Genomic DNA, 23,760 nt, shown 5'->3' on the forward strand with positions numbered 1-23,760 from the left:
TCACTGAAGCTCCAACCATTTTATAAAAAGAACAGACTTCGCCTGAATTCAGGCGAAGCTATTAAATTTGCTTAATTTTGCGTGCTAATAAGGAAATCGTCGGTCATATGGGCAAAGCACTGGTCATTGTAGAGTCCCCGGCAAAAGCCAAAACTATCAACAAATATCTGGGTAAAGACTTTATCGTCAAATCCAGTGTTGGTCATGTGAGAGATCTGCCTACGAGCGGTAGCGCATCTACATCAGCGAATAAAGAGGGTGTGAAGAAAGCGACAAAACCCAGTGCAGCGGATAAAGCGCAAAAAGAGTATTCATCGCTTGTCTCCCGCATGGGGATTGATCCTGAACATGGCTGGAAGGCACGTTATGAAATCCTTCCCGGCAAAGAAAAAGTGGTTGCCGAACTTCGCGCATTAGCCGCACAAGCCGACATCATCTATCTCGCAACCGACTTGGACAGAGAAGGGGAAGCCATTGCCTGGCATCTGCGTGAGCTGATCGGTGGTGATGAATCGCGCTTTAAGCGCGTCGTGTTTAATGAAATTACCAAAACAGCAATTCAGGAAGCATTCTCTCATCCCGGACTGCTGAATATTGAACGCGTCAATGCACAACAGGCCCGTCGTTTCCTCGACCGCGTTGTGGGTTACATGGTTTCTCCGCTGCTATGGAAAAAAATTGCACGCGGACTTTCTGCCGGGCGTGTTCAGTCTGTAGCACTGCGTTTGATTGTTGAAAAAGAGCGTGACATTAAAGCCTTTGTACCGGAAGAGTACTGGGATATTCACGCTGATACACAAACGCCAACGCGTGAAACACTACGACTGCAGGTTACTGCGCAGCAAGGCAAAACGTTCGATCCAAAGAACGAACAGCAAGCCATGGCGGCAGTGCAGACATTGAAAAATGCTGCCTATCAGGTGCGTGATCGCGAAGACAAACCGACCAGCAGTAAACCTTCGGCGCCATTTATCACATCGACCCTACAGCAGGCTGCCAGTACGCGCCTGAGCTTTGGTGTGAAAAAAACCATGATGATGGCGCAGCGTCTGTACGAAGCAGGGCACATTACCTACATGCGTACCGACTCCACGAACCTGAGTCAGGAAGCCGTCGTCACAGTCCGTGAATATATTGAACAGCAATTTGGCAAAAAATATCTGCCGAAAGAGCCGCTGACGTATGGTTCTAAAGCCAATGCGCAGGAAGCGCATGAAGCGATCCGTCCATCAAACGTTGAAGTGAAAGCGGATACGTTAAAAGATATGGAAGCAGATGCGGTTCGTTTGTATGACCTGATCTGGCGCCAGTTCGTCGCATGTCAGATGACACCGGCACAATACGACACCAGCACGCTGACAGTTACTGCGGCTGATTTTGAGCTCAAAGCCAAAGGTCGTATTCTGCGTTTCGCGGGCTGGACCAAAGCGTTACCGCCGATGGGACGCAAAGGGGACGATATTGAATTGCCTGCAGTGAATGCCGGCGATGTTCTCCAGTTGATCAAGCTGGATCCAAAACAGCACTTTACCAAACCGCCTGCGCGTTTCACCGAAGCTGCGCTGGTTAAAGAACTGGAAAAACGCGGTATTGGCCGTCCATCCACTTATGCATCGATCATTTCGACGATTCAGGATCGGGGCTATGTGAAGGTGGAATCCCGTCGTTTCTATGCAGAAAAGATGGGCGAGATCGTGACTGATCGTCTGGTGGAAAGTTTCGCTGATCTGATGAGTTATGATTTCACCGCGCAGATGGAAAACTCACTGGATAATATTGCACAGGGCAAGCTGGACTGGCATAAGCAGCTGGATGAGTTTTACGCTGAATTTAAATCTGATCTGCAAAAAGCCGAAGGCGAAGCCGGTGGCATGCGCAGCAATCAGATGGTGTTAACCGATATCGATTGTCCGACCTGTGGTCGTAAAATGGGTATCCGTACTGCATCTACCGGTGTATTCCTGGGTTGTTCCGGCTATGCCTTACCGCCTAAAGAGCGTTGCAAACAAACGATCAATCTGGTGCCGGGTGATGAATACATCGCTGCTGACTCAGAAGACGGTGAAGTGGATGCACTGCTTGCCATGCATCGCTGCAAGAAATGCGGCACAGCAATGGACTCCTATGTGCTGGATGCTACCCGGAAGATCCATATTTGCGGTAACAACCCGGATTGTGATGGTTATGAGATTGAAACCGGCCAATTCCGCCTGAAAGGCTATGAAGGCCCGGTAGTGGAATGCGATCGTTGCGGTTCAGACATGCAGCTGAAAACGGGTCGTTTTGGTAAGTTTATGGCCTGTACCAACGCTGAATGTAAGAACACCCGTAAGATCCTGAAAAACGGCGATGTGGCACCGCCGAAAGAAGATCCGGTGTTCCTGCCAGAATTGAAGTGCAGTAAATCAGATGCGCATTTTGTCTTGCGTGATGGTGCTGCCGGTTTGTTCATGGCCGCCAGCACATTCCCTAAATCACGTGAAACACGAGCGCCGCTGGTTGCTGAATTGCTTCGATTCAAAGATCGTCTGGCACCAAAACATCAGTATCTGGCGGAAGCACCTGTCGCTGATCCTGAAGGCAATCCAACCATTGTTCGTTTCAGCCGTAAAACCAAGGAGCAATATGTTGCTTCTGAAGTAGAAGGCAAAGCGACAGGCTGGGCGGCTTATTATACAAACGGCCGCTGGCAGGTTTCAGCCGGAAAGGGTAAATAACCCGCAATTATGAGTGAAGTGCAGAAATACTAAGCAGTCAGTTCATTGTTTTGTAAAAAGTATTTTGCCTTCACTCAGCCTCTGCGTATAATGCGCGCCGTTGCCATGGCAACATCTCATTGAAGCGGGAATAGCTCAGTTGGTAGAGCATAACCTTGCCAAGGTTAGGGTCGCGAGTTCGAGTCTCGTTTCCCGCTCCAAAATATGGCGCGTTAACAAAGCGGTTATGTAGCGGATTGCAAATCCGTCTAGCCCGGTTCGACTCCGGGACGCGCCTCCACTTTTTGTAATCCTCTCCGTATACTCAAAAAATCTGATTCGAATCAACCATACTGTTTTGCCAGCTGATAGAGCATTTTTGCGGTTGCCCCCCAGATAAACCAGTTATCAACGGTTAATCCGATTATTTTATGTGGTTTATTGTTTCGCTGGATGATCAGCGACTGGTAGTTACTGGTATCAAGTAGCAATTCCAGCGGCAGTTCAAATACCGCTTCTACTTCGGCTTTGGCGGGAGAGACCGTGAAGGGGTGGTGCAGCCGGGCAAGATAAGGGTGGATGTGATAGCCAGAGAGCGTTTGCCCGCCGGTCAGCTCACCAATGATCTGGATCTGGTGCGATGGGATCCCCAGCTCTTCTTCCAATTCTCTCAGACCCGTCATTTGCAGTGACGTATCGCTGGTATCTTTTCTGCCGCCGGGAAAACAGACTTGACCGGGGTGATGCCGTAACTGCCAGCTGCGTTGCGTGAAGAGAACAGACCAGCCTTCAGCCCGGGAGATAAGCGGTATGATCACTGCTGCATCACGAGTCTCCGGTGCTTTGCTGCTTTGTTCCCCGTGATGTTTTTGCAGCATAAAACGGCTGAGAAAATGATCCGTCCGGTTCATATCACCTCTTTTGCAGTACCGGCAAAATTTTCGCCAGCTTATCAAACGTCTCCTGATATTCAGCTTTTGCATCAGAATCAGCAACGATGCCGCCACCAGCCCAGACATATAACTGATGCTGCCAGGCAATCAGCGTGCGAATGGTAATGCTCGAATCCATACGGCCATGGCGGCTGAGATAGAACATACTGCCACAGTAGGCAGAACGCCGGTGTGGTTCCAGCTCTTCAATAATCTGCATCGCTCTGATTTTGGGTGCGCCGGTAATGGAGCCGCCGGGAAAGCAGGCTTGCAGTAATTCAGTCGCACTGTATTCATCAGCCAGGGTGCCGGTAACCGTCGAAACCATATGATGCACCGCTTTGAACGACTCAACATCAAACAGTTTGGGTACGCGCACGGTCCCGGGTTTACAAACACGGCCAATATCATTCCGCAGCAGATCAACGATCATCAGATTTTCTGCTCTGTCTTTTGGCGATTGCAGCAATTCTTTAATACTGGCCTGATCGGCGATTGGATCAATAAACCGGGGGCGGGTACCTTTGATGGGTTTGGTTTCAACCTGTTGCTGATTCAGCGCCAGAAAACGCTCTGGTGACAAGCTGAGAATAGCGGCCTGAGGTAACCGCATAAAAGCTGAAAAAGGCGCCTGATTCATTTGCGATAACTGACAATAGGCTTGCCATTCATCGCCTAAATATTCCGCCTGAAAACGCTGAGTCAGATTGATCTGATAGCAATCACCTGCCCGCAGATAACGCTGAATAGCATCAAAGCGGTCGGTATATTCCTGCTGAGACAAATTGGACTGCCAGTCCGAAGTTAATCTGAATGGCTGGCTGTTCCCGGCTGTCTGTTGTTGCCACCATTGCCAGCGTATTTCCAACTGTTCTTCTGAACCACAGACCAGAAAGTGAGCCTGCTGCGTGTGATGATCGAAAATCCAGGCCCAGTCATAAATTCCGACGGCGAGATCCGGCAGATCGATATCTCTTAATGCCAGTTCCGGAATTTTTTCAATCCTCCGCCCCAGATCATACCCCAGCAGACCGATAGCACCACCGATAAAGGGCAGCTCGCCAGTGTAAGTTGCGTCAGAACCGAGCAACCGGTGCAAAGTCTCTTTGAGTAGCACCAGTGGTGCGTCCGTCAACTGGCGTGTTTGCTCACCTTCCGTTATAGCAGTGATGGCGCCAACAGTCTGAAGCGTAGCAATAGGGTCAGCTGAAAAGATATCAAACCGGCTATCTATATGATCTGCACTGGCAGACTCAAATAATACTGCCCATGGCAGATGCGCAATTTTTGAGAATATCTGCTGCGCTGTCGATTGAATCGGAAATGTTTTTAGGTGAAATGTTGAAGACATGTGATAGAAAACACGATGTTACATGGCAGGGGCGATTGGCAAAGCGTATCATAAGAGAGCTTTGGTAACGAATAATTCTAATCATTTGCAACTGCCGATCTGGGTATGGAAGGCAAAATTACAGCAACAGGATGTTGTGGGTGAGTGCTAAGCTGTACGTAAGAGCACACGAGAAGAACGAAGAGAATAACAATGACAAATCCATTGGTATATCTGGTAGAGGACAGCGAAATGTTGTCCATGCTCTATCAGGATTATTTGCGTGCAGAATCCTATGAGATCAAGGCATTCCGCTTTGGGAAGGAAGGTCTGGATGCTTTGAAGGAACAGCCACCGCAGGTGTTGCTGTTAGATCTTGAACTACCGGATATGGATGGCATGGAATTGCTGCGTTATGTCTGCGAGCAAGGTCTGCCTACCAGTGTCGTGGTGATTACCGCCCATGGTTCAGTTGATATTGCTGTTGAAGCAATGCGGCACAGTGCGTTTGATTTTCTGACCAAACCATTTGATGGAAAACGGTTATGCACCACGGTGCGGAATGCCGCAAAACATCAGCAACTATCTTCATTAGTCGATACTTACCGTGCTAATTATGATTTGTCCGGCTTCGGTGGCTTCATTGGCAGCTCACTGTCAATGCAGGCGGTATATCGTATTCTGGAAAGTGCGGCACCCAGTAAAGCGACCGTTTTTATCACCGGGGAAAGTGGCACGGGGAAAGAAGTCTGTGCTGAAACTTTGCATAAAATCAGCCCACGTAAAGACCAGCCGCTGGTGGTACTGAATTGTGCAGCGATCCCCCGGGATTTGATTGAAAGTGAAATTTTTGGCCATGTAAAAGGCGCATTTACCGGTGCACTGACGGATCGGGAAGGGGCTGCGGCCCGCGCAAATGGCGGCACACTATTCCTGGATGAAATCTGTGAAATGGAATTGGATCTGCAGGCTAAATTGCTACGTTTTATTCAGACCGGCACTTTTCAGCGGGTTGGTGGCAGTAAGCTGGAAAGTGTGGATGTACGTTTTGTCTGCGCAACCAACCGTGATCCGATTGCTGAAGTTCAGGCCGGACGTTTCCGGGAAGACCTTTATTACCGTTTGCATGTCATTCCTATCGCACTGCCACCGTTACGCGAACGGGGTGACGATGTATTGGCAATTGCGCGACGTTTCCTTCGTCAGTTTGCGGTGGAAGAAAATAAACATTTTACCGATTTCAGTCCGGAATCAGCGCAAATGTTGCTGAATTATGAATGGCCGGGAAATGTCAGACAATTGCAGAATGTGGTCCGCAATATCGTGGTTTTACATGACGGTGAGAGAGTCGTGCCTTCCATGTTCCCGCCGCCACTGAACACGGTTCCGGTTACAGCGCCTGTCCCGCATACAGTATTGGTTGCTCCGGTTGCAACAACCAGCTCGGATGCTATTCGTCCGATGTGGCTGGTAGAAAAAGAAACGATCGAAAATGCGATTGCGGCATGTGACGGAAACATTCCTCAGGCGGCAGCATTACTTGAACTGAGCCCTTCTACCATCTATCGCAAACGGCTGGCCTGGCAGTCGGCCTGAGTTTCACCGGAAGATTATTGACGGAGTTGGTATATGAAATGTGTGCTGGTATCAGGCGGTGCCGCTCAGCTGCATCTTGAACTGCAGGCATTGAATGCTGATCCGGAGATCCGGTTTGTCATGATGCTGCTGGCTGCGCAAACCGGGATTTCCCATGAGGAAATCAATCATCTGTTGGTGACCAATGCAAAGCCTGTCATCGGCGGTATCTTTCCTTATGTTTTGTACGATAAATCGTTGCTGACTGCCGGTGTGGTACTTATAGGATTTACCTGTCCGTTTAATATTGCTGTCATTCCTGCACTCAGTAAAAATGACTCTGTTGAATCTGAATTGCAAAAGCAGCTTCCCTGGCAGAGTACTGAACGGGGAACTTTATTTACCTTTGTGCATGGCATGGGCTCAGGTGTTCAGCGATTAATTGATGGTTTATTTAATCAGTATGGTCTCGAAATAAACTATATCGGTGGCGGCTGCGGCTCATTACAAAAGCTTGATCAACCCTGTGTTATTACGCCTCTGGGTATTTTGGCTGATGCCGCCGTGTTGTTAATGGCAAATATTCCAAGCGGTATTGGTGTTGCACATGGCTGGCAATCCATTTCCCGGGCTCTCAAGGTCACGGAGGTGGAAGGCAATGAAATTATTTCCATTGACTGGCGACCGGCAGCCGATGTTTACCGCAATATTGTTGAAGATCACTCCGGACTGCGCTTTGCAGGAATGCCATTTTCAGAAATAGCGCGGGCCTATCCGTTTGGTATTGCAAAACTTGCGGATGAGCTGGTCATTCGTGATCCTATCGCGCTTCATGGCCAGCGCATCGTTTGTGTCGGCGAAGTCAGACGTGGTTCTTATGTGCATGTGATGCACGGTAAGCCGGATTATGTTTCTGCCGCAGCAGGAAGGGCGCGTCAGAAGGCCTCAGAAAATCTGAAAGGGCGTACTCCTCGTCTGATGCTATTCATGGATTGTATTTCGCGGGTGCTGTTTCTGGGCGAATTATTTTCCCGGGAGCTCAGCCATGTCTCTATACCGGATGTTCCGCTTGCCGGGGCGCTGACTCTGGGGGAAATAGCTAACTGCGGCTATGATTATCTGGAGCTTTATAACAAAACATCTGTAGTAGGATTACTGGCCAGTGATACGACAGGGATTAATTGAGCAGGAAGTATTACATGAAATTGCCATGTCTATTGGCGAGAGTATTGAGCTGGAAAAAATGCTGGCGGAATGTATTCCTGTTTTTCTGCGGGGATTAGGCTGTGCCACGGCCGTCGTTTTGCTGCGGGATGAGCAAGATGATTTTTATACACCTTCTTACATTTTACCGCGGGCTGCGGTCCGGAATAATTACCTGCATCAGGCTATAAATCACTCACTGGAATGTCTGATTAACCACGAGCCATTGCCTGTCCCTCTGCGTTATTTTGAATCCGCCGGACTTTATTACTATGCGTGGGCAATACAGGATTTCGGTGCGTTACTGTTGGGCCGCAGTGCTCCGTTCCGTGAAGGCTTGCTCAGGGAAATGGAGCCTCTTGTTAATAAACTGGCACTGGCACTAACCAGTTGTCGTCAGTACCAACGGTTGAAACTGGCACAACAAAGTATGATCCAGGCCAGAGATGAGGCTCAGGCGGCTAATAAAGCTAAAAGCCATTTTCTGGCGACGATGAGCCATGAGATCCGGACACCGCTGAATGCGGTGATCAATCTTTCGGAGTTATTGCTGGAAACACAGCTGGATGACCGGCAACGTAAATTAACGCAGGGGGTCTGTGAAGGCGGTCGCTCGTTGCTGCAACTGGTCAATGATGTACTTGATTTCTCCCGTATAGAAGCTGGCCGGCTGGAACTGGTTACAACATCATTCAGATTGCATGATTTACTTGATGGTCTGGCGTCCTTGTTTGAGAAAGAAGCCGTTATAAAGAAACTGCATTTTGGCCTGAGTATTAGTCCGGACGTCCCTGACGTTATTGCTGCTGATCCTTCCCGGTTACGTCAGATATTGCAAAACCTGCTGGCGAATGCCATTAAATTTACTGAAAAGGGAAGTGTCAGCATTGCTGTAAGAATGTTGGCCGCAAATCAGCAAAAGCCGCCGGATTCAGTTCCTATGATGATCTTTCACATCAGCGATACAGGTATCGGGATTTCAGAGTCTGATCAGCAACGGCTATTTCAGGAGTTCTCTCAGGTCGATACGAATCTGGATCGCCGCTTTGGTGGCTCAGGGTTAGGCTTGGCAATTGCCGCCAGGCTGGTCATGTTGATGGGCGGTAAAATCGGTTGTCATTCAGTTGCAGGAATTGGCAGCACTTTCTGGTTTACCTTACCGGCTAAAACGAATGGTGTTGTGCATGAACAGAATATTGCCGATGACTCCGGCTTGCTGCCTGTTAATGTGTTGCTGGTGGAAGATAGTCTGACCAACCAGATGGTAGCGACAGCGATGCTGGAAAAAACAGGCTGTCAGATAACCATCGCTAATGATGGCTATGAATCTCTGGAGAAAGTCCGGCAGGCCGAATTTGATGTCGTGTTGATGGATGTGTCTATGCCGGGGATGGATGGCCTGGAAGCCACGCGGCGGATCAGGGCAATGGGCGGTCGTTATCTGACATTACCGATTCTGGCGATGACAGCGCATGCTTTTGCGCATGATCGTGAAGCCTGTTTAGAAGCGGGGATGAACGATTATCTGAGTAAACCTCTGCAGCGGGAACAGCTCTATTCATTGCTGAAGAAGTGGGCGTTGAACAATGATAAAGGAATGGTGCCGGAAGTAGTGCCACCGCCGGTTGCTATGATTGGCACAACGAACCCCATTCTTGATGACCGTATTATTCAGACTCTACTCAATGATACCAGTCCGGATTTATTCAAACAGCTGGTGGTCATCTTTCTGCAGGAAAGCCGGGAACATTTTGACGCCATGGCGTTATCGATTCCGCAGGGCGATCTTGTGGCTGCGGCAAAGAGTGCGCATGCGGTTAAGAGTAGTGCCGGAGCACTCGGAGCTGTGGCATTGCAGGATATGTGCGGTCAGCTGGAGATTGCCTGCCGTGAATCCAAACCGCACATCGCGGCATTGCTGCAGGCGACGACAAACGTGGCAGAGGCGTCCTGGCAGGCACTGCACAGCCGGTTAAATAAAAGCTGATTTAACCGGCCGGACGTTTTTATTCTACTTCGTTATCGGTATCTCTTTCGACATACGCCACTTCGGCAGGCGCTTTCTTGCGCACAGGTGCAAACCCGTCAGTGTCACCCACGTTAGGCGTTGCGTTACGTCCCGGTCTGTTTTTAGACTCTTTACGAACCGGTCCCTTCGTTGCCGTGTTCTTATTAAAGGAACGTTTTCCTTGCGCGGCTGCTTTAGCTTCCGCCAGAGGATGCGCACCTTTACCGGAGAATTTTGTATTCTTCTGTGCCAGCACACCTTTGAATCTGCCTTCCAGTCCGGGTATTACCGTAAAAGTAACTTCACGACGCTGCAACGCCATCAATCCCTGAAAGGATACCCAATCTTTAGGGCTGATAAGTGAAACTGCGTTGCCTTGATTGCCGGCACGTCCGGTTCGACCGATACGGTGGATATATTCTTCAGGCAGTTTCGGCATATCGAAGTTAACAACCAGCGAGACATGCAGCAGATCCAGCCCGCGGGCAGCAACATCCGTTGTGAACAGTACTTTGGCATGTCCACGGGAGAACTGATCGATCACCTGGTTGCGTTGAGCCTGTTTCATATCGCCGGATAACGCCAGTGCCGGGATATTCAACTCACTGTATTGTTTCGCCAGACGCTCGGTATCTTCGCGGGTCGCAAGAAAGACAATTGCCTGCTGATAATCTGGTTGCGACAGCAGATGCTTTAACAGCGCCTGTTTATGATCCAGATGATCACATAAATGGAAGACTTCATTGATATCGGCATGAATGGCGTGCATTTCGCCGATAGAGATACTCTGCGGTGCTTTCAGGATGTACCCCGACAGCATTTCCACAGACTGGTTATTCAGCGTTGCGGAAAACAACCAGGTCTGACGCAAACGATGTGATGCGGCTGAATGGATGGCTTTTAATGCATCAGCAAAACCCAGATCCAGCATGCGGTCTGCTTCATCCAGAACCAGAATTTCCACGCCGTCAAACAGGAAACTGCGGGCAGTCAGGTGGTTTAACAGACGTCCTGGTGTTGCCACCAGAATTTCCGGCGTTTTACGCAGCGCTTTAATCTGATCGTTAAAATTCTCGCCACCGAGCACCAGACTGCAGTGAACTTGTGTACCAGCGACCAGAAAACGAAGCTGTGCATAAACCTGTTTCGCCAGTTCACGTGTCGGCGCCAGAATCAATGCGCGCGGGCCACGGGTAGAAAGCGCTCTTGAGGTTAACAGCCGATGCATTAACGGAAGCAGATAGGCCAGCGTTTTACCTGAGCCAGTCTTGGAAGCCACGGCAAGATCGCGCCCTATTAACGCATAAGGGATAGTCTGAGCCTGCACTTCGGTCATCTCGGTGTAATCAAGATGCGCCATGGCCTCTTTTAAGCGTTTATGCATAGTCAGTTCAGCAAAGCGCAATGTAAATCTCCTGTTTGGAATTGGCAGATACCTTTTCATGCATTATACCCTGTGCCGGACGCCTGGGCGAACAAAGTCACAATATGATTGACGCGAAGGTGCAATCTAACTAGATTAATTCGCCACAAACGGGCAAACCGGAATTGCCCGTAATTAGAAATTGCGCAGAGGTCACGATGTATAAGACAGACGATGTAAGGATCAAAGAGATCAAAGAATTATTACCGCCAATCGCATTGCTGGAACGGTACCCTGCGACTGAAACTGCTACGCACACGGCATTTGAAAGTCGTCAGGCTATTCATAACATTCTCAATGATCAGGATGACCGTCTGCTGGTTGTGATTGGTCCATGTTCGATTCATGATCCTGAAGTTGCTATCGAATACGGTAAGCGTCTGCTGGCTATGCGTGAAGAGCTGAAAGATCAGCTGGAAATTGTTATGCGCGTCTATTTCGAAAAACCACGCACAACAGTTGGCTGGAAAGGTCTGATTAACGACCCTTATCTGGATAACACCTACAAGATCAACGATGGTTTGCGTATTGGCCGCAAACTGCTGCTGGATCTGAACAACATGGGTATGCCAACAGCGACCGAGTTCCTGGATATGATCACGCCACAATACATGGCTGATCTGATGAGCTGGGGTGCAATCGGTGCGCGTACCACCGAATCACAGGTTCACCGTGAACTGGCTTCAGGTCTGTCTTGCCCGGTTGGTTTCAAAAACGGTACTGACGGTACAACCAAAGTGGCTATTGATGCGATCAGTGCTGCAGGTGCATCCCATAATTTCCTGTCGGTCACTAAATTCGGTCATTCAGCGATTGTTACCACTGAAGGTAACAAGGACTGCCATATCATCCTGCGTGGTGGTAAAGAGCCAAACTACAGTGCTAAACATGTCGCTGAAGTAGTGAAGGATCTGGAGAAAGCGGATCTGCCAACCAAGATGATGATCGACTTCAGTCATGCCAACAGCTCCAAGCAGTTCAAAAAGCAGATGGAAGTTTGTACTGATGTTTGTGGTCAGATCGCAGGTGGTAATCACCACATCATGGGCGTTATGGTTGAAAGCCACATGGTGGAAGGTCGTCAGGATCTGGTTGAAGGTCAGGAACTGATCTGTGGTCAGAGTATCACTGATGCTTGTATTGGCTGGGATGATACAGCTGTATTACTGCGTCAGCTGGCAGCAGCAGTGAAAACCCGCCGCGGTTAATTCAGTCTGCTGACAAATTAAAAAGCCCGCTATAAAACAGCGGGCTTTTTGTTTTTAGATATTTCTATACCAGATGTTCTGCAGAAAGTTCATCAAGGCTGCTTAGCTGTATATCGGCTATTGAAAAGCGAAGGTTCGCGGCATTTGCTGCTTCGGGAATAACAATGGTTTTCATTGTGGCGGATTTAGCGGACAGCAGACCATTGAAGCTGTCTTCAATCGCGATACATTCTTTAGGGGTAACGCCCAGTTGCACAGCGGCTTGAATATAGACCGCAGGATGTGGCTTCCCATATTCTTCGAATTCAGCAGAGTGGCGAATTGAAAAGTAGTGCCCGATATCTAAGCGGGTCAGTACTGCATCGACCAGAGCCATCGGGGAGGACGTTGCAAGGCCGATTTTAAATCCTTTAGCCGCGATAGTCTCAAGAGCCTTATGCACGCCGCTTTTTGCTTCTCCGGAGTGCATCACATGACTGGCAACCCGTTCAACAATAGTTACTGCTGTTTCTTCTACGCTTGAGCCATCCCAGCGATATTTGTTGTACCAATGTCCAACAAGCGCATCAATACGCAGCCCCATGGTTTCTTCACATTCTTTTTGCGTAATTTCTACGCCCAGATCTCTTAATACTTCGATCTGAGCCTGTTGCCAGAAGGGTTCTGAATCGATTAATACACCATCCATATCGAAAATTACGGCTTTTTTCTGCATCTGAAAATCTCTGAATGTAAGGGAATAATTACTGTACGAACGTTAGGGGTATCCATTCCATATGTAAAGCTGAAACCGGTTTCATGGCGGAAAACGGTGATCAGCATCCCATTTTATCAGTTTGCTTTCCGGTTAAATAGTATACACGGCCAGTGTTTTCCGTAATGTTTTTCGCAACCGGAAAGCCAGCAAGGTTGCGGCTGTTGTCAGACCAATAATGATTCCGATCCAGAAGCCTTGTGGTCCCATGCGCGGGGTTATCCAGTCGGTTAATCCCAGCAGAATGCCTGCCGGTACGCCGATCAGCCAGTATGCAAACAGGGTGATCAGGAAGATGACGCGGGTATCTTTAAAACCACGCAATGCACCGGAAGATATGGCCTGGACAGTATCTGAGAACTGATAGATGGCAGCAAAAATGATCAGGTGAGCGGCCAGCGTGATCACGAACGGCTCTTCGGTGTACTGTGTCGCAATCCAGTGACGAAGCAGAATGGTCAGCGTTGCCGTAATGACCGTCATTGATAATCCGACAATAAGACCACTGAACACAGCGACCTTGGCCTGCTGAGGCTGCTGTTCACCCATGGAATGCCCGACACGGATGGTGACGGCATAACCCAGAGACAATGGCAGCATGAAGATCAACGATGAATAGTTAAGCGCCACCTGGTGGCTGGCAACAATTTCCGGGCCGAGCGGGGCGAGTAATAATGCGACTACCGTAAACAGTGTCACCTCGCAGAATAAGGCCATTGCAATCGGTGCACCCAGTTTAAATATCCGCAATATGCTTTCTGTATGCCAGCCAATGAAATGACGGAACAGGCGGTATTCCTGATATGACGGCGATTTAAGGACGTACACGGTCATGGCGATGGCCATAAACCACATGACAGCGGCAGATGCAAAACCGCAACCTACACCACCTAATTCGGGTAAGCCCCATACGCCGTAGATCAGCAGATAATTGAGCGGAATGTTCAGCAGTAAAGCGGCAAAGCCGATACACATGCCGGGAATGGTATGTGACAGTCCTTCCGCATAATTACGTAATACCTGATAGTAAAGATACGCGGGCAGACCCAGCAGCATGGCATGCAGATAACCGGTGGTTTTTTCTGCCATCACACTGGAAACGTCCATCAGATGCAGCAGCAACGGACTGGTATAAAGCAGGAGTCCGGCGGGAATAAATACCAGCAATGTCAGCCATAAGCCTTGTGCTACCGCGTCCGGAATTTTTTCTTTCTTCTGTGCACCGTTTAACTGAGCCACGATCGGCGTCAGTGCCATGATGATGCCCTGACTGGTTAACACTATCGGCAACCAGAAGCTACTGGCAACCGATATGGCAGCCAGATCGATCGCGCTGTACCGGCCAGCCATAATGGTATCAACCAGTGTCACTGCTGTTTGGGCGACCTGCGCCAGAAGAATAGGTAATGCCAGCCGGACAAGACGGCGGATTTCCTGTTGATACTGAATCACAACATGACCTTAATATGAGCGGAGATAAAAAAACGCCTGATGTTCAGGCGTCTTCAGAATAATCACTGATTAGAAGATTTGCAGCAGCAAAAGCAGCGTTATCACGAACGTCTTCAGGCAGATCCGGATTGTTGGCGATTTGATCCAGTGTTTTTAACACCACACTGATTGCATTAGGCATATAGCCTTGATCTCCACTCCCGATTTGACTGTAAACCTCCCTGATTTTTTCGCAGTAGGCGAGGTGTTTCATCGGTAAATCTCTGTTAATTAAAATCGCCGACACTATAGCTATAACCCGCTTAACGTGCCAGTTTATCCCGCTCAGATGGCTAAAATCAGTGCAATATGATGCTGCACCCGGGTCTCAAGTTCAGGATTATTATGTAACTGCACCAGTAGCGGATATAACGCATAAATAACCTGTCTGGTTTCAAATCCCTGCGGTAACCGCCATGTTTCTGTATATCCGCGCATAAAGTCGTCACAATCCGGACTAAATGTCGTCAGCCAGGCTAAATCCAGCTCCCGATCACCGCAATAGCAGGCATTATCAGGTAAAAACAGGCCCGCGCTGGTGACCAGAATATTGTCCGGTAATAATTGGCCATGCAGCAGGCTGGGTTCAGGATGATGATGATGCAGCAATCTGTGTATCACGCTGGTCATATCCGCAATATTAATCAGGTGTCTGCCCTTTTCCTCATGTAACTGCAACTGCCAGCCGATCCGTTGTTCAGAAAAAAATGACGCCCAGTTTTTTTGCCAGCGATTAGGCTGTATCTGTTCGAAAATAAACGTATCTTCTTCCCAGCCATACATGCCTTGCTGGCAACGCTGGTGCATTCTGGCAAAGCATTTCCCTAATTCGTACCATTCATCGGCGAGTGGTTGCGTGTTTTCTTTCACATCAAAAGGCTGAAAAACAACAAAGCACTGATCTGAGGTGGTTCCATACAAGATGATTTTTGGTGATACCAGCCAATCGGCCATGAGCGCTAAATTACGCGTCAAAATATCGAATTTGGCTGCCAATGATTTAGGTGTGATCCGCACAACGAAAGAAATAACATGCTTCTGATCGGTTATCCGGTAATAACTGGAATCCGGGGTATGTAGCAATAGCTGATGTTTTTCTATAGTAAACGGTGCATCCATACATTCGGAGATCTGTTTAGTAATGGATTGCCACATATCAACCTCCAGACTCAGTTCACACGCTGATCAAAGTATAGAGCAGGTTATTGAATTACGGGTGTATCTTTGGTCACAGAAGCAGTTTTTGCGAATTTTTCTATATATTTCTGGTACATGAGTGAAATAAAACGGCAGAATAAACAACTATAAAACATAGCATGATATGGAGAGGTATATGCCTGCGGTAGAATCAATGGAATTTCTGGATATGCTGATTAAGCTGGCCTATGAAAATGGCTCGGACTTATATCTGTCAACAGGAGCGGTTCCCAGTATTAAATTTAATGGTGTGCTGACACCAATCCAGCAATTACCGATGAAACCGGGCGAAGTGGCAGCTATTGCCGATGATGTCATGGATGCGGAACAAAAAGTCATTTTTGAGAAAGAACTGGAAATGAACCTGGCGCTTTCTTTACCCCGGGTTGGCCGTTTCCGCGTCAATATTTTCCGTCAGCGTAATGAGATCTCGATTGTAGCCCGTAATATCAAACTTGATATTCCTACTTTTGAAGAGTTAAAGCTGCCACCCGTGTTGCTGGACGTCATCATGCAAAAACGCGGGCTGGTGCTGTTTGTCGGGGGAACAGGCTCAGGTAAATCAACCTCGTTAGCTGCGCTCATCGATCATCGTAACCGGAATACCAGTGGTCATATCATTACCATTGAAGATCCTATCGAATATATTCATCCGCACAAGAAAAGTATCATCAACCAGCGTGAAGTCGGTGTGGATACCCGCAGTTTTCATGCCGCACTGAAAAATACATTACGTCAGGCTCCGGACGTGATCCTGATCGGGGAAATCCGCGATCGTGAAACCATGGAACATGCGCTGGCCTTTGCTGAAACCGGTCATTTGGCTATTTCAACGTTGCATGCTAACAATGCGAACCAGGCATTGGATCGTATTATTAACTTCTTCCCGGAAGAGCGGCACGCGCAGCTGATGAACGATCTGGGTAATAACCTGAAGGCGTTTGTATCACAACGACTGGTAAAAACAGTGGATGGCAAGCGTCATGCTGCGGTCGAGATTTTGTTAGGTACGGCAACCATTCAGGATATGATCCGCCGTGGTGATTTCTCCAACATCAAAGAAATCATGGAGAAATCGGTCAACCTGGGCATGAAGACGTTTGACCAGTGCCTGTTTGAGCTTTATTGCGAAGGTATTATTGATGAAGAAGAGGCATTGCGTAATGCAGACTCCCTCAATAACCTGAAACTGAAGATCAAATTACATGATGAAAATGGCGCTCTGGAAATCAAAGGGCCGGCCTTGAACTGGGAACTTGATCCTGTCAAACGTGATGAGCCGGGTTTCCTGTAACCGATAAGCATTAGTTTCTTATATTCAGACCGGCTTTTGCCGGTCTTCTTCATTATTTGAGGTTGTTATGTCATTGGAATGGCTGGCCCTGGTGTCTGCTTTTTTATGGGCCTGTGCCAGTTTGTTGTCCGTGATTCCTGCCCGGCATTTGGGAACATTCGCGTTTAGTCGCTGGCGTATGGCCTGTGTCAGTCTGATGCTGGGAGCGATGAGTCTGGTCAGCGGTGGTTTTTATACACTGTCACTGACACAAATGGGAATGATGGCTGTTTCAGGTCTGATCGGTATTTTTATCGGTGATACCTGCCTGTATGCCTGCATGAACCGCATTGGTCCGCGCCGCGCCAGCCTTCTCTTCGCGACGCATGCGGCATTTTCTGCATTATTTGGGATCTGGTTATTTCAGGAGCGACTCTCTCTGCAGGGATGGACGGGCGCTGCGTTGGTTTTTGCCGGTGTTTTGGTTGCGGTCGCGTTTAGTGGCGCTAAAACACAAAAACTCGAATATACCCATGGCGCTTTGTGGTTGAGTCTGAGTCTGGGGCTTATGGCCGCGTTGTGCCAGTCGCTGGGAACTATTATTGCAAAGCCCGTTATGGTTGCCGGTGCAGATCCGATTGCTGCTTCATGCGTCCGCATGCTGGTGGCTTTTGCTGCTCATGGCGGTTTAAGACTGGCACAGGTGCCATTCAGTAAACCAACATCACCCATCAATCTGCGGGTTTTAGGCATTATTGCGCTTAACGGTCTGCTGGCGATGGTGATGGGGATGACGATCTTTCTGTTTGCGCTGAGACACGGCAATGTGACCTTAGTGGCAATCATGTCATCGACTTCACCGGTCATGCTATTGCCGATACTCTGGATTTTCACCCGCCAGAGACCCGGTGCGGGCTCATGGCTGGGTGCCATACTGGTGGTGTTCGGAACAGCTTTAGTGCTGGCGCGTTAAAAGAGGCTGATCTCTTCGGGAGTCAGTTCGCGGTAACTTCCTTCCGGGAGATCTGCATCTAAAACCAACTCACCAATCCGTTCGCGGTGTAAGCGTTCGACATGATTACCGACAGCGGCAAACATACGTTTTACCTGATGATATTTGCCTTCATGAATAGTCAGCAAAACTTCCTGAGGCGTAATCGTTTCCAGTTGTGCCGGACGCGTTACCTGGGTTTCGCTGCGCAATAAAATCCCCTTGGCAAAAATTTCCTCTGTCTCCGGCGATATCGGTTCAGCCAGCCATACCCGGTATGTCTTGTCACACTGTTTTCGTGGCGAGGTGACCCGGTGAGACCATTGGCCGTCATTTGTGACCAGCACTAACCCGGTGGTATCGGCATCAAGCCGGCCAGCCGCATGTAGTTCACTGGCGCAGGGCAAATCAAACAGTCGTGTGATACCCGGATGGCTGGCATCACCATTTGCACAGACATAGCCCTGTGGCTTATGCAGCATAAAGTAGTAAAGTTTTTCTCCGGGGGTATCCAGAGGCTTATCATCCAGCAGGACACTATCCTGTTCGGTGACATGCTGAGCGCCACTTTTGATGATCAGACTATTCACGCTGATCCGTCCGGCCTTGAGCAACTGCGAAGCCTGGGAACGGGATATTCCAAGACATTGATGAAGATGTTTATCTAAGCGCATTATGGGTCTGTTTTGTGAAACGATTAGTTTATTGCGGGGTAGTGTACCGCACCGGCGCAATGGTTAGTGAGTTCTGTTTTAAATGCCTGCACCTGAGCACTGGCAATCTGTAAGGACATCGAAACCTGTAAATCGTAGCTTATCTGCTCATCCTCCACATCGTAGCGGCTCAATACATGGCGCACGGCAGATTCCAGCGCATAGTCATAGCGTAGCTGAACTTGCTGACGTGAAACTTTCAGCTTAAGAGGTAATCCTTCCAGTACACCACTGACCGCATCCGAATATGCCCGCTGCAGGCCGCCGGTGCCGAGCTTGATACCGCCGAAATAGCGGACCACGGCGACGACAATTTCACCCATGCCACTGTGCTGCAATACCTTGAGCATCGGACGCCCGGCAGTACCTCCAGGTTCACCATCATCACTCATCGACATCACTGTCGTATCAGGTGCTCCGGCAATATAGGCCCAGCAAACATGACGCGCCTGAGGGTGCAGAGCACGAATGGAGCGTATAAAGTGATCGGCAGCCTCACGATGACTGGCCTGCGCGGCATAGCAGATAAACTGACTACGTTTGATTTCAAACTCGAACTGGTGCTCTGAGGCAGGAATGTTATAGGAAGCTGTCATTGATACAAACAGATACGGTTTAATGAACGTATTATGCCACGTTCCGAACTCATTTGCGGGCAATAAAAAAAGGCTCTGCAATGAAGTCCATGCAGAGCCGGTATCTGATTTCTTAAGCTACGGCCTTAGTAAGCTACGGTAAAACGACGCTGGTTATAACGCGGCGCGGCAATTTCTTCCACGATAGCGACTGCCAGATCTTCTACACTGATACGGGCCGGCTGATCGTCATTAAATAACACCGCATCATCGCCATAACGGAACTGACCGGTTCTTTTCCCCGGTTCAAGAAATACCGCTGGTGAAATGAAGCGCCAGTTAAGTTCTTTCTCATTTTTGAGCTGATTCAGCACTTCGCGGGCACCCAATGCACCTTCTTTCCATTCTGCCGGAAATTGCGGGGTATCTACCAGTTGTACGCCCGGCGCGACTTCCAGACTACCGGCACCACCAACCACTAACAGCGAAGGTACTTTTGCCTGTTTGGTTGCGTTAACAATATGAGCGGAACCTTCAATCATCTGACTCTGGATATTCGGATTCGTCCAGCCTGGGTTATAGGCACTGATCACGGCATCATGACCACGCAGTACATCGGCTAATGCCGCTTCATCAAAAACAGAGACAGCCTTTGCGGTCAGTGAAGGATGTACGGCTAATTTTTCCGGATGACGAACAATTGCAGTGACATCGTGCCCTTGCTGCAGGGCTTCTTGTAATACGGCTGAGCCGACAAAACCGGTGGCGCCGATAATTGCTAATTTCATTTGATGTTTCCTCTTTGCTAGTTGATGGGGAACAGTCTAATCAGTTAACCTGAATTGATAATCCATCGTTAATCGCTATCACTCTTTAGGAAAACTTAATAATGCTGAATTGGGATCGCTTGCGTGGCATGGTGGTTTTCGCTTCCGTTGTTGAGTCCGGCTCAATGACTTCCGCGGCGGATAAGCTGGGTATGACAGCCTCCGCTGTTAGTCAGCATATACGACAATTGGAACAATCGCTGGGTGTGACGCTGTTACATCGCTCTACGAGAAAATTAACACTTAGCGAAGCGGGGCGGCATTTTTACCCCGGCACTGCGGCAATGATTAGCGCCGTCCGTGAAGCTGAAGAGGGGTTGCAGATCTTGCGTGATCAGCCGGTCGGAGAAGTAAAGATCACCGCACCGCTGGGATTAAGTCACGGGCCGCTGAATAGCGTTCTGATCCCATTCATGCAGCAATATCCGGGGTTGAAAATCACCTTGGATTGCAGTGATGTTGAACGTGATCTCATTGCAGAAGGCTATGATCTGGCTATCAGGTTCGGGCCACTGAAAGACTCGGCGCTGGTAGCTCAACGTTTAACCAGTTGTCGCATGATAGCCGTTGCTACACCTGCGTATCTTGATAATGCCGGCATCCCGCAGCAACCTGAGCAATTAATGCAATTACGCTGGATCTTGTCGCAACCTCAGACATCGCTTTCGTTACAGCATACGCATGGTCAGCGCTGGCAGGGGAAAGTGAAAGCACAATTGGTGGGTAGTGATATATTGTTACAGCGGCAATGGTGTCTGGCTCATATGGGAGTATCAATACAACCCTATAGTGAGATTATCGAGTTACTGGCAGATGAAACACTGGTGCCGGTATTGCCTGACTGGCAGTCACCGTCAGCCGGGTTATACGCCGTGACGCCGGGTAAAGATATTCCGGCTAAAGCAAAAATGATCATTGATGCACTTAAGCTGTTTTTCAGGAAATATGAGTAGTTTAATGCTGTTCCATTGGTGAAACAGGAGAGAATAATGAGTCTGATCGGAAACCTTATATGGTTTGTCTTTGGCGGTGTAGTGATGGGGTTAGGCTGGTGGCTGGCTGGTTTGCTGGCATTAATTACGATTGTTGGTATCCCGTGGGCGAAAGCCTGTTTTGTGATTGGTCAGTTTGCTTTTTTCCCGTTTGGTAAAGAGGCGATTAGTCGTAAAGATCTCTATCTGAAAGAAGATATTGGTACCGGACCTTTTGGTCTGGTTGGCAATGTGATCTGGTTTCTGTTCGCCGGGATCTGGCTGGCGTTCGGACATATCTGTTCGGCTATCGCGTGTTTCGTGACTATCATCGGTATTCCGTTTGCTATTCAGCATCTGAAACTGGCGGGCATTGCATTAGCGCCGATCGGTATGACTATCGTGCCAAAAGAGCTGGCCGCAGCTGTTCGAGGTCAGAGCGCGGCAGCAGAACTCAATAATCGTCGATCCCGATAAGTTATATGATCATCAGTGCCAGCCGACGTACTGATATCCCGGCTTTTTATTCCGATTGGTTTATGAACCGGATAAAAGCCGGGTTTGTGATGACGAGGAATCCGTTTAACAGCAAACAGATCCGGCAAATATCGTTACTGCCGGCAGATGTGGATGTGATCGTCTTCTGGACCCGAAATGCTTTTCCCATGTTAAAGCACCTGAATCTGCTGGACGAAATGGGCTATCGCTATTATTTCCAGTACACCATCACCGGTTATCCCCGGGCATTAGAAACTACAACGCTGCATCCATTAAAAGCGATCGATAATTTTATTAAGTTATCGCAACAGATTGGCAAAGAAAAAGTGATCTGGCGTTACGATCCCATCCTGTTATGTAATTTGCTGCCAGCAGAAGAACATATTCGCTTGTTCTCCAGAATTGCCGGATTACTACGGGGATATACGACGCGTGTGGTGGTCAGTTTCGCTGATTTTTATAAGAAAACGGAAAGAAATCTGCGGGGTGTCGGTGATTTAACGGTCAGCGATATCACGCAGAACAGAGAACAGTATTCTGAATTATCAAAAGCATTAAGTCAGATTGCCGCCGCGCATGAAATGGAAATATTTTCCTGTTCAGAAAAGGTGATCGATCCGGAACATGATATTCCGCACGGAGCCTGTATTGATGCGGCATTGATAGAAAAACTATTTCACCTGCATTTATCTGTGAAGAAGGATAAAAATCAGCGCACAGAATGTTTATGCGTACAGAGCGTGGATATCGGGGCGTATAACACCTGTGTGCATGGCTGCCAGTACTGCTACGCAACCTACCATCATCAACAGGCAGTCAGGAACTATAAGCAACATGATCCTGACAGCCCATTCTTACTAAATCCCGCAGAACTGATACCTGTCCGTTAGTAAATCAATCCGAACAACGGTCAAGGCGCTTACTTACCAACACTATTCATTCAAATATTCTTTCCGCTCAGTAATGCATTCATCTGCACCCATTTCAAATTCTCTGCAGATTAAGGGGCGATGATCGTAAATTGTACACATCAACGTGTCGCGATCGAGTGCGGCGCACCAGCCATCGTCCAGGCGTGCCATGACCTGGCCACCCCACGGATCTATAGCAATATAGTGTTCCGGAACGCCTGTATCGGTAATCAGCATCACCTCTAAGCGACAGCAACAGGCCTCACAATTTGCACATGTTATCTTTGGTTCATCTAAAACTTTTACTTCAATAGTCATAAATCACTGCAGCAGGTGATAAGTAATCAGCTTATGTATACGCTATTCCGAAGATAAATGGCTAAATTACTCAGAAAAATATATGACACTCGATTCCCAGCTGTGTGCATTTATACATAATTTCCTGACCAACAAAATCGAAGTATTCATCAGAGCGTTTATCTTCCAGATGATACTTTTTGTATATGAAATCAGCGTAGTTATAATTCATGCGGTCAACATAAATGTAATCAACGATCCCTTCGAGCATCTCTACCAAATCTTCCGCTCCCGGAAGGATAGGGGCAATCATTGCGTAAGTTCTGATCCCCGACTGATGCAACTCAGCTAGTGAGTTTAAGCGCTCCATTATTGATGGTGCATGGGGCTCAAACAGTTTTCTGATCTCATCGTCTGCGGTGGTAATAGAAAACCCAACTTCAAAGTGCTTTGCCTCCTTGATAATGTCGATGTCGCGGAGAACTAATGGCGAACGCGTTTGAATTACAACAGGCCAGTCATTCTGCGCCAATATCTGCAAACATTTTCTGGTTAACTCATATTTTGCTTCCAGAGGCTGATAGGGGTCGCATACTCCGCTGATCCATACTTTAGCTTTCTTTTTCTTATTGATTTCCTTTTGTAATAGCTCGGCTGCATTAATTTTTACATCAACAAATTCGCCCCAAGGCTCTTTATGACCGGTAAAGCGTTTCATATATCGCGCATAACAATATGAGCAACCGTGCTGGCAACCAACATAAGGGTTAACCACATAGTCATAAACTTTAGATGCAGAGAGGATCGACTTGGATTGAATCTCGTTTATGTTCATACATTATGTATCCTTGCAGAGAAATATAAGGATATTTGACCTGTGGCATCTG

The 23,760-nt window shown here is 48.4% G+C and carries 22 protein-coding genes and 2 tRNA genes; 12 read left to right on the top strand and 12 right to left on the bottom strand.

The genetic code is table 11. The annotated features are described in order from the left end of the window. Positions 1 to 107 precede the first annotated feature (107 nt). From topA to TOLA_RS07070, 3 genes are all read left to right on the top strand, one after another. Positions 108 to 2,717, top strand: coding sequence for a type I DNA topoisomerase (topA, locus tag TOLA_RS07060; RefSeq protein WP_012729597.1), 2,610 nt, complete (start codon positions 108 to 110; stop codon positions 2,715 to 2,717). Positions 2,718 to 2,841: 124 nt separating this feature from the next. Further along, a tRNA-Gly gene (locus tag TOLA_RS07065) sits at positions 2,842 to 2,917 on the top strand. 6 nt (positions 2,918 to 2,923) lie between these two features. Then, positions 2,924 to 2,997, top strand: a tRNA-Cys gene (locus TOLA_RS07070). Between the two features lie 43 nt (positions 2,998 to 3,040). Here the strand turns inward: TOLA_RS07070 and TOLA_RS07075 are convergent. Together TOLA_RS07075 and pabB are read right to left on the bottom strand one after the other, a co-directional pair. Next, positions 3,041 to 3,607 (bottom strand): CoA pyrophosphatase, encoded by a 567-nt coding sequence (locus TOLA_RS07075; RefSeq protein ID WP_012729598.1) that lies wholly within the window; start codon positions 3,605 to 3,607, stop codon positions 3,041 to 3,043. Between the two features lies 1 nt (position 3,608). Then, positions 3,609 to 4,979 (bottom strand): aminodeoxychorismate synthase component I, encoded by a 1,371-nt coding sequence (gene pabB / locus TOLA_RS07080; RefSeq protein ID WP_012729599.1) that lies wholly within the window; start codon positions 4,977 to 4,979, stop codon positions 3,609 to 3,611. A gap of 186 nt (positions 4,980 to 5,165) precedes the next feature. Here pabB and TOLA_RS07085 point away from each other — a divergent pair, with 186 nt between their 5' ends. Genes TOLA_RS07085 through TOLA_RS07095 form a run of 3 tightly spaced genes read left to right on the top strand, consistent with a single transcriptional unit; the run spans position 5,166 to position 9,723 of the window. Then, on the top strand, positions 5,166 to 6,554 hold the full coding sequence (locus TOLA_RS07085; protein WP_148210427.1) for a sigma-54-dependent transcriptional regulator: 1,389 nt from the start codon (positions 5,166 to 5,168) through the stop codon (positions 6,552 to 6,554). A 33-nt stretch (positions 6,555 to 6,587) separates the two neighbouring features. Then, positions 6,588 to 7,718, top strand: a complete 1,131-nt coding sequence (locus TOLA_RS07090) for an FIST signal transduction protein (protein ID WP_012729601.1) — start codon at positions 6,588 to 6,590, stop codon at positions 7,716 to 7,718. A 25-nt stretch (positions 7,719 to 7,743) separates the two neighbouring features. Further along, positions 7,744 to 9,723 carry a response regulator gene (locus TOLA_RS07095; RefSeq protein ID WP_049759157.1) on the top strand — a complete coding sequence of 660 codons (1,980 nt, stop codon included), beginning with the start codon at positions 7,744 to 7,746 and terminating at the stop codon, positions 9,721 to 9,723. A 19-nt stretch (positions 9,724 to 9,742) separates the two neighbouring features. Here the strand turns inward: TOLA_RS07095 and TOLA_RS07100 are convergent, their stop codons facing one another. Further along, entirely contained in the window at positions 9,743 to 11,149 is a 1,407-nt protein-coding gene (locus tag TOLA_RS07100; protein ID WP_012729603.1) for a DEAD/DEAH box helicase, read from the bottom strand. A gap of 176 nt (positions 11,150 to 11,325) precedes the next feature. Between TOLA_RS07100 and aroG the strand changes: the two genes are divergently transcribed. Beyond that, complete coding sequence (gene aroG, locus TOLA_RS07105; protein WP_015878477.1) at positions 11,326 to 12,375, top strand: 3-deoxy-7-phosphoheptulonate synthase AroG; 1,050 nt, start codon at positions 11,326 to 11,328, stop codon at positions 12,373 to 12,375. A gap of 64 nt (positions 12,376 to 12,439) precedes the next feature. On the opposite strand, the gene hxpB is transcribed toward aroG, so the two are convergent. The 4 genes from hxpB to TOLA_RS07125 form a co-directional block, all read right to left on the bottom strand. Next, complete coding sequence (hxpB, locus tag TOLA_RS07110; protein WP_015878478.1) at positions 12,440 to 13,090, bottom strand: hexitol phosphatase HxpB; 651 nt, start codon at positions 13,088 to 13,090, stop codon at positions 12,440 to 12,442. Between the two features lie 132 nt (positions 13,091 to 13,222). Next, positions 13,223 to 14,581: an MATE family efflux transporter gene (locus tag TOLA_RS07115; protein WP_015878479.1), complete on the bottom strand. Its 1,359-nt coding sequence runs from the start codon at positions 14,579 to 14,581 to the stop codon at positions 13,223 to 13,225. Between the two features lie 43 nt (positions 14,582 to 14,624). Further along, on the bottom strand, positions 14,625 to 14,834 hold the full coding sequence (locus TOLA_RS07120; RefSeq protein WP_015878480.1) for a YaeP family protein: 210 nt from the start codon (positions 14,832 to 14,834) through the stop codon (positions 14,625 to 14,627). A 71-nt stretch (positions 14,835 to 14,905) separates the two neighbouring features. Next, entirely contained in the window at positions 14,906 to 15,775 is an 870-nt protein-coding gene (locus tag TOLA_RS07125; protein WP_015878481.1) for a fructosamine kinase family protein, read from the bottom strand. A 196-nt stretch (positions 15,776 to 15,971) separates the two neighbouring features. On the opposite strand from TOLA_RS07125, the gene TOLA_RS07130 reads away from it, so the two are divergent. Both TOLA_RS07130 and TOLA_RS07135 read left to right on the top strand, forming a co-directional pair. After that, the gene (locus TOLA_RS07130; RefSeq protein ID WP_041609767.1) at positions 15,972 to 17,111 is read left to right on the top strand and encodes a PilT/PilU family type 4a pilus ATPase; all 1,140 of its coding nucleotides are present in this window, start codon (positions 15,972 to 15,974) and stop codon (positions 17,109 to 17,111) included. 67 nt (positions 17,112 to 17,178) lie between these two features. Then, positions 17,179 to 18,063: a DMT family transporter gene (locus TOLA_RS07135; protein WP_015878483.1), complete on the top strand. Its 885-nt coding sequence runs from the start codon at positions 17,179 to 17,181 to the stop codon at positions 18,061 to 18,063. Here TOLA_RS07135 and rsuA read toward each other — a convergent pair. From rsuA to TOLA_RS07150, 3 genes are all read right to left on the bottom strand, one after another. Continuing rightward, positions 18,060 to 18,755 carry a 16S rRNA pseudouridine(516) synthase RsuA gene (gene rsuA / locus TOLA_RS07140; RefSeq protein WP_015878484.1) on the bottom strand — a complete coding sequence of 232 codons (696 nt, stop codon included), beginning with the start codon at positions 18,753 to 18,755 and terminating at the stop codon, positions 18,060 to 18,062. The two genes, TOLA_RS07135 and rsuA, sit on opposite strands and share 4 nt — an antisense overlap. 23 nt (positions 18,756 to 18,778) lie before the next feature. Continuing rightward, complete coding sequence (locus TOLA_RS07145; RefSeq protein ID WP_015878485.1) at positions 18,779 to 19,390, bottom strand: YigZ family protein; 612 nt, start codon at positions 19,388 to 19,390, stop codon at positions 18,779 to 18,781. A gap of 125 nt (positions 19,391 to 19,515) precedes the next feature. Next, entirely contained in the window at positions 19,516 to 20,157 is a 642-nt protein-coding gene (locus TOLA_RS07150) for an NAD(P)-dependent oxidoreductase (protein ID WP_015878486.1), read from the bottom strand. A 101-nt stretch (positions 20,158 to 20,258) separates the two neighbouring features. Between TOLA_RS07150 and TOLA_RS07155 the strand changes: the two genes are divergently transcribed. The 3 genes from TOLA_RS07155 to TOLA_RS07165 are packed head-to-tail and all read left to right on the top strand — an operon-like array spanning position 20,259 to position 22,555. Then, positions 20,259 to 21,149, top strand: a complete 891-nt coding sequence (locus tag TOLA_RS07155; RefSeq protein WP_015878487.1) for a LysR family transcriptional regulator — start codon at positions 20,259 to 20,261, stop codon at positions 21,147 to 21,149. A gap of 36 nt (positions 21,150 to 21,185) precedes the next feature. Beyond that, positions 21,186 to 21,644 (top strand): YccF domain-containing protein, encoded by a 459-nt coding sequence (locus tag TOLA_RS07160; RefSeq protein WP_015878488.1) that lies wholly within the window; start codon positions 21,186 to 21,188, stop codon positions 21,642 to 21,644. Between the two features lie 5 nt (positions 21,645 to 21,649). Further along, complete coding sequence (locus TOLA_RS07165) at positions 21,650 to 22,555, top strand: DUF1848 domain-containing protein (RefSeq protein ID WP_015878489.1); 906 nt, start codon at positions 21,650 to 21,652, stop codon at positions 22,553 to 22,555. A gap of 42 nt (positions 22,556 to 22,597) precedes the next feature. Here the strand turns inward: TOLA_RS07165 and TOLA_RS07170 are convergent, their stop codons facing one another. Beyond that, the gene (locus TOLA_RS07170; protein WP_015878490.1) at positions 22,598 to 22,894 is read right to left on the bottom strand and encodes a YkgJ family cysteine cluster protein; all 297 of its coding nucleotides are present in this window, start codon (positions 22,892 to 22,894) and stop codon (positions 22,598 to 22,600) included. Positions 22,895 to 22,964: 70 nt separating this feature from the next. Then, on the bottom strand, positions 22,965 to 23,708 hold the full coding sequence (locus TOLA_RS07175) for an SPL family radical SAM protein (RefSeq protein ID WP_015878491.1): 744 nt from the start codon (positions 23,706 to 23,708) through the stop codon (positions 22,965 to 22,967). Between the last annotated feature and the right edge of the window lie 52 nt (positions 23,709 to 23,760).

Source organism: Tolumonas auensis DSM 9187 (assembly GCF_000023065.1).
Taxonomy (GTDB): Bacteria; Pseudomonadota; Gammaproteobacteria; order Enterobacterales; family Aeromonadaceae; genus Tolumonas; species Tolumonas auensis.